The 7,063-nt window shown below is 60.4% G+C and carries 6 protein-coding genes; all 6 read left to right on the top strand.

Going from position 1 to position 7,063, the window contains the following annotated elements; translation table 11 throughout:
- A partial coding sequence (locus EPO09_RS04750) for a fumarylacetoacetate hydrolase family protein (RefSeq protein ID WP_290640697.1) occupies positions 1–733 on the top strand: 733 nt, incomplete at its 5' end.
- Entirely contained in the window at positions 730–1,842 is a 1,113-nt protein-coding gene (locus tag EPO09_RS04745) for an MBL fold metallo-hydrolase (protein ID WP_290640695.1), read from the top strand. The genes EPO09_RS04750 and EPO09_RS04745, both read left to right, overlap by 4 nt.
- 9 nt (positions 1,843–1,851) lie before the next feature.
- Positions 1,852–2,562 carry a TetR/AcrR family transcriptional regulator gene (locus EPO09_RS04740; protein WP_290640693.1) on the top strand — a complete coding sequence of 237 codons (711 nt, stop codon included), beginning with the start codon at positions 1,852–1,854 and terminating at the stop codon, positions 2,560–2,562.
- 156 nt (positions 2,563–2,718) lie between these two features.
- Positions 2,719–3,903, top strand: a complete 1,185-nt coding sequence (locus tag EPO09_RS04735) for an acetyl-CoA C-acyltransferase family protein (protein ID WP_290640691.1) — start codon at positions 2,719–2,721, stop codon at positions 3,901–3,903.
- Positions 3,904–4,271: 368 nt separating this feature from the next.
- On the top strand, positions 4,272–5,378 hold the full coding sequence (locus EPO09_RS04730) for a hypothetical protein (protein ID WP_290640689.1): 1,107 nt from the start codon (positions 4,272–4,274) through the stop codon (positions 5,376–5,378).
- Between the two features lie 14 nt (positions 5,379–5,392).
- Positions 5,393–6,847 carry a hypothetical protein gene (locus tag EPO09_RS04725; protein ID WP_290640687.1) on the top strand — a complete coding sequence of 485 codons (1,455 nt, stop codon included), beginning with the start codon at positions 5,393–5,395 and terminating at the stop codon, positions 6,845–6,847.
- Positions 6,848–7,063 lie beyond the last annotated feature (216 nt).

Here is a 7,063-nt window from a genome sequence, read left to right as displayed (position 1 = left end):
CTTCCAACCGTTGTCCTTCAGGGATTGCATGCTGTTCGAGCAGCACTGGGTGCAATCCTCCAGAGGCTATGCACGACGCTTTCTGCCGGGTAGCTACCAGGTCACACGCCTGTTCGAGCGCCTCACGCGCCAACCCTTCCCCGCGTTCCGTCCTCACCGGCTGTGGCACCACCAGCCCATCTACTACTTCGGCAACCACCTGACCATGGTGCCCGGCGGTACGCCTGTGACACCACCCGAGTACACACAGGCGCTGGACTACGAACTGGAACTGGGCTGGGTGCTGTCCAAGCCACTGTTCAACGCGACACCTGCCGAAGGCGAGGCTGCGATTGGCGCCTTCGTGGTGGTCAATGACTTCTCTGCCCGCGATGTGCAGCGTGAAGAAATGCAGTCAGGGCTGGGGCCGCAGAAGTCCAAGCACTTCCTCAGCAGCATGTCGACCACGCTGGTCACAGCCGACGAGATCCTGCCGCACCTCAACGAGCTGCAAGCCCGTGTCGAGATCAATGGCGAAGTGGTCAGCCGCACCAGCACCAAGGGCATGCGCTACAGCCCGGGCGAAGTGCTGGCCCACCTGTCACGCGGCGAGCAGTTGCATGCGGGCGAGCTGATCGCATCGGGCACACTGCCCGGTGGCTGCGGCATGGAAACCGGCCACTGGCTGAAGAAGGGCGACACACTGCGCCTGGTGATCGAGCCCATTGGCGACATCGTCCACACCATTGCATGAGCACCGCGCCGCGCATCCAGCCTCGCGCCGAGGCCATCTGCCTGCATGCCAGCGCAGGCAGCTTGACGCGCTATGGCGAGCCCGCGAAGTACCAAGGCGGGCTCTACCGCATCGCCGATGACACCTATGCCTGGCTGGTACCCAACGGCTCATGGGGCGAGACCAATCTGGGCCTGATCGACTGCAGTGGCACCAGCGTGATGATCGATACCGGCTGGGACCTGCGCTGCACCCGCGAGATGCTCAATGCCTGCCAGGACATCACGGATCGCTCCCCCATCGATCAGGTCATCAACACTCACGCCGATGGTGACCATTGCTGGGGCAACCAGCTTTTCAAAGATCGGCACATCATCGCCACGCATGCCTGCATCCACCAGATGCACCACATGCAGCCGCTCGCCCTGAACGCGCTGTATCACGGTAGCAGCCTGCTGCGCCATGTGAAGCTCGGCGGCATCGACCAGTTCGGGCACTACATGCACGAGATGTTCCGCCCGTACGACTTCAGCGGCGTCCACATCACCAGCCCGAATCAAGGCTTCTCTGCCAGCAAGACCTTGAGCATCAAAGGCGTGGACGTCGTCATCACCGAAGTGGGCCCTGGCCACACGGATGGCGATGCCGTGGTGCACGTGCCCTCGCGCCGCGTGGCCTACGCTGGCGACATCATGTTTGTCGGCGTGACGCCCGTGATGTGGGCCGGCCCGATCGAGCAACTGGTAGCGGGCCTTGAGTACATCAAAGCACTCGATGTGGATGTGATCGTGCCCGGCCACGGTCCGCTGGCCACGCAGGCTGATGTGCAGAACATGCTGGATTACTGGCACTTTGTGCACGAGGCCGTGGCCCGGCGATTCAGGCAAGGCATGGCGCCGACCCAAGCGGCCCGCGACGTGGTCTTCAGCGCCGAGTTCCAACGCGGCCCGTGGGCTGATTGGGATTCGCCCGAACGCCTGCTGACCAGCACCTACACGCTCTACCGCCATTGGGGTGCACCGGCACGCCAGTTGCCCGGCAAACTCGGCCAGATGAACCTGATGCGCCAGCAGGCTATGCTCGCCTGCGAACTACCCCACGCCACGCCACGCGTGATGCACCTGCCCTGATCCCCGCTCATGACCGACATCGACAGCCCTGGTGCCCTTGCCGCCAAACCCATCGCGAATACCGTCGCGAAAACTGCCAAGGCCACATCCCCTCGCATGGCACAGGGCAAGCGCCTGCTGATGGAAGCGGCCGTGCGCCTGGCCAGCCGCCTGAGCTGTGCCCAATCGGTCTCGCTGCGGGAACTGGCACGCGAAGCCGGCCTGAACCACAACACCTTCTACCGACACTTCAGCTCACAAGATGCCCTGCTTGAAGAGATCGTGGCGGAGTTCGGCCAGCAACTGCGTGAAGGGCTCACCCAGGCGCGCCAGAACGCCCCGTCACTGGCCGACATCACGCCCACTGTGGTTGGCTGGACGCTGGATTTCGCCCTGGCCCATCACGCCGTGTTCACCATCGCCATGCGCGAACGCTTCGGCCCACCCGGCCCGATTCGCCACGCCATCGAAGCCATGCTCGCGCAACTGCAGGACGACATGCTGCGTGAACTGCAAGCACGCGGCGCCCTGCCCGCCCTGCCTGAGGCCACCTTGCGGCCCATTCTGGCCATCATCATCGACCAGATCTTCAAGATGTGCCACGCCCACATCGAGGCGCCCGAGCGCCGCGCAGAACGCCTGCTGGAAGCCAGAGCCATGTTTGAAACGCTCATGATCGGCGCCGTGACGCGTCAGGCCATGGCCGTACAGCCCGGAACGTCCATGCCAGCCACCAATTGAAAAACACAGGCAAACGCCAGTAAAACACCCACCAAAACGCCTGCGTACGCCCACAATATGGCCCGCTGTCGGACGCCGATGCTGCAACGCGTCATAATCTGACAATAAAACCCATCAGATTTTGTTTGTTTGACCCCCTTCTGGAAGGACACAACCATGACTCGTGAAGTCGTCTTCGTGGGCGCAGCCCGTACCGCCATCGGCAGCTTCGGTGGCGCGCTCAAGGACATCCCCCCCGCTGATCTGGGCGCCCTGGTGATCAAGACGGCGCTGGAACGCGCTGGCGTGCAGCCCAAGGATGTGGGCCACGTCGTGATGGGCCACGTGATCCCCTCCGTGCCTCAAGACGCCTACATCAGCCGCGTGGCCGCCCTGAACGCCGGCGTGCCCCAAGAGGCCCCCGCCTTCAACGTGAACCGCCTGTGCGGTTCGGGCCTGCAAGCCATCGTGTCCGCAGCACAAGCCATCCAGCTGGGTGACTGCGATGTGGCCGTTGGCGCTGGCGCCGAATCCATGAGCCGTGGCGCTTACCTGGTCACCTCCAACCGCTGGGGTGCTCGCATGGGTGACGTGAAGATGCTGGACTTCATGCTGGGCGCCCTGCATGACCCCCGCATGCACATCCACATGGGCATCACCGCTGAAAACGTGGCGGCCCGCTACGACATCACCCGCGAACAGCAAGACGCCTACGCCGTTCAATCGCAGCAACGTGCTGCCAAGGCCGTTGCCGCCGGCATCTTCAAGGACCAGATCGTCCCCGTCGAACTGAAGACCCGCAAGGGCGTGGTGCTGTTTGACACCGACGAAGGCGTCAAGGGCGACACCACCGTTGAAGCGCTGAGCAAGATGAAGCCTGCCTTCAAGAAGGAAGAAGGCACCGTGACCGCCGGCAACGCCTCGACGCTGAACGACGGCGCTGGCGCTGTGGTGATGGCATCAAGCGACAAGGCCAAGGCCCTGGGCCTGAAGCCGCTGGCTCGCCTGGTGTCTTACGGCCACGCTGGCGTGGAACCCGAGTACATGGGCATCGGCCCTGTGCCCGCTTCGCGCAATGCACTGGCCAAGGCCGGCCTGACCATCGCTGACATGGACCTGATCGAAGCCAACGAGGCCTTTGCTGCACAAGCTTGCGCCGTGGCCAAGGAACTGGGCATGGACAACGAAAAGGTCAACCCCAACGGTTCCGGCATCTCGCTGGGCCACCCTGTTGGCGGCACCGGCGCCATCCTGGTGACCAAGGCCATCTACGAACTGCAACGCACTGGCGGCCGCTACGCCCTGATCACGATGTGTATCGGTGGTGGCCAAGGCATTGCCATGATCATCGAGCGCGTTTGAGCTGGGTGAGCTGGCAGATCAACCTACCAGCATCAACCAAAGGGGTTCCGATCGGAACCCCTTTTTTCTTGCTTGAACGAGGGAGTTGCCGCATCACACCGACATGGCGATCAACGCTGATGCCTCTTTCAGATTTACCCGAGCACACCCCGACAATCTGGCCTGAAGGGCCATGCGAATGGCTCCTGAAGTCACCCCCCTGATCTGGTGGCAGCAATCTAGAGCAGCCGATCTCGGCCGTATCTTTCCTTTACGAATAACAGGGAAGTACCATGCCAATCAATGCTCGACAGGCTGCATGCCTGCTTTCGCTCGCCGCCGCATTTTCAACAGCAGCTCACGCTCAATTTCTCACCAACATTGCACCCGTGGGTGGAGGTCTGGCGAGAGACTGGAACAATACGTCCTTCAATGGTGCCAACCCGGTCGTGAACAACCTGGGACAGGTAGCGGGCACCTGGGCCAATTCGCTCGGCGTGGCGCAAGCCTTCATCTATGACGCCGGCAGCACAACGGGCCCCATGGCGTTGGGCTCGACCGGATATGCCACTGGCATCAATGATGCAGGCCAGATCACAGTCGTGAGAGGCGTTGGGCCGTATTTCACTACCCAAGTATTCGATACCTCAGGGCAGTTGATAGGCACCGTAGGCGCAAACAACGTCACAACCATTGCCTGGGGCATCAATGATCAAAGTGTGACGACAGGCCGCACCGTTCAGCCAACTGCCATGCCCAGCGGAGCAACCGTGGAAATCACGGTCCCGTTCTCCGCTGCAACGAACGGCCAAATCAACAAACTGAATGTGGGCAGCATTTACGGCGGAATTGGCAATGCCCTCAACAACACCGGCAACATCGTCGGTGGTTCTTTTCAGAGCGAGGATGCCAACAACATCCACGCGTTCTACTATGCTTCCGCAACAGGCACGACCACGGACCTGGCGGCAACAATTCAAAACGCTCTCGCACCTGGCGTGATCGTGCACGGATCGATCGCGTTTGGCATCAATGATCAGGATCAGATCACGGGGGCCTTCCACACTTCAACAGGCGCAGAGCACGCTTTCCTGTATTCAAGCGCCAACGACATCATGGACATCACGGCCAATGTTGTGGGCAACAGCGTCGGATATGACATTGATGAAGCTGGCGACGTCGTCGGCACTGCCAACATTCACGGCTCGAACGGCAAACCCCAATTCGCATTTCTGTACACGAAGTCTGGCGGGCTGATCAACCTCAATCAATACGCACAAGATCACAATTTGCTGGCCCCGGGCGAGGCACTGCTTAACGCGGTATCCATCAGCAGCAATGGCCAATACATCGCTGGCATTGCTGACATCAACGGCAAATCAGTGAACTACGTGATGTCGATGGTGCCCGAGCCCGGCACAGGTGTGCTGTTGAGCTGTGCACTGGGCATCCTGGGCCTCGCACGAATGAGAAGCAAGCGTCGCACAGGCGCTTGAGGAAGCGAACGCACATGAAGAGATATTGGGTGCCGCTACTGCTCGCGGCAAGCATGGCCAGACCAGTCTGTGCAACAGAAAGTCCGGTATTTGGCACGCTGGAGTTCGATGGCACGACTTACAAAGTATTGCCCCGACTGTCTACAGAGATTGACGGCAATCGCACTTTTTTGGGCGCCCCCATTTCCGGCACGAAGCGCTGGAGTTTCGACTGGATAGGCGGGCAGCCTGCGTTTGCAACCAAGCGATTCGAATGCCGCGCAGATGACAAGCCCAGAAACTGTTTTGACAACAAGCAGTTGAGTTTGCCTGCCTGCAGCCAGTTCACAGGCTTGGAGACAGAATTCATCAAGGTTTCCGCAACCAAAAGTGGCTACGGAGACACGCCAGAAGAGCGAGGTGCACCTTCTGCGTGGTCAAAACTATCGACAAAAGAGAAAGTTGGAGCGGTTGTCTTTGGCCCACCTGTTGCCGTGGGCGGGGCTATCGGTGCGGGCGCCGCTGTGGTACTGATGTCGCCCATACTGGCAGTGAACGCGATTGCCAACCATGAATGTGTAGGCTGGAAAACGAAGTGGGTTGAATTTGACCACGACGAGTTCAGCAAGAAGGTGGCTTCGGGACTCGAACAGATGGGCATGTCAGAGCGTGCCACTCGAGCCAACGCCGCCGTGAAATACGCTCGCTTCGACGATGCTGTGAACAGCCATGCGCAAGAGGCTCGGTCAAAAATCACCGACGAACAATCGGACCTGTCGCTGCGCAACGCCTCGTTAAAGGCGTTCATCATCAAGTGGGGTGACGCAAAGCTGCTTCCCCGTTTGAGTTCGGACGAGGTTCAAAAAGGCCGCTGGATTCCAGAGGCACAGGAGCACGAGCTGCACGCAGACTACGAGGAAGCACTGAGCAGTGCCAAGGCTCGCGCGACGGTTTTCTATGAAGCAGAGGCAACACGTTGGACGGTGGCAGCCAAGCAAGACCAGCATGCCCTCACTGATTTGGCACACCAGTTAGCCACGGACAAAATCAGGGGCGGCATGTCGCTAGAAGCATGGCCCGCCTTCATCAATGAATTGAATCAACTGAGCCTACCAGGCGAAGTTGTGGCCGCAGCCACTTCTGCACAAAAACGTGCGCAAAAAGAGATGCGCGACCAGGAGGCTCGTTTGGAGGCTGAACGGCTGGCCTGGGAAAAGGCTGAAGCAGAGGCGGCCCGTAGGCGCGACATCCAGGAGCGCAAGGAGCGAGCAGCACTGGAGCGCGTGGCGACAGCGTTTCGCAAGACGCTGAGATTTGGCGCCCATACCAACTGCGGGCCCGTTCTAGAGGTTCGACCACCGCTTGTGAAAGTCGCCTCGCCAGTTAGCGGCTATGGCAACGAGCATTGGCTGGAGATCGCCAGCGTTTACCCGGAAGGACATGGCTGCCAATTTGTCAACGGACATTACGTGCCGCCCTACTCCAACTAACAGGCAAACCAAACTCACCCCTGCCCCGTCAGCGAGGAATGAGCTGAGCTGGCTTGCGCTGGCTTCAGCAAGAAAAAAAAGGGGTTCCTGCAGGACCCCCTTTTTGTTGGGCGCGGCGCTTTAGCAGGCCGCCTGATGCATCAGCACCACCGCCTGTGTGCCCACAGGCACTACGCGACCACCGTTCGACTGCACATAGATCTGCGCCTGCTCCTG

Origin of the sequence: Aquabacterium sp. (assembly GCF_004297345.1) — a bacterium.
Classification (GTDB): Bacteria; Pseudomonadota; Gammaproteobacteria; order Burkholderiales; family Burkholderiaceae_C; genus Aquabacterium.
The sequence above is the reverse complement of the archived record's forward strand: the minus strand, read 5'-3'. Positions and strand labels throughout refer to the sequence as shown.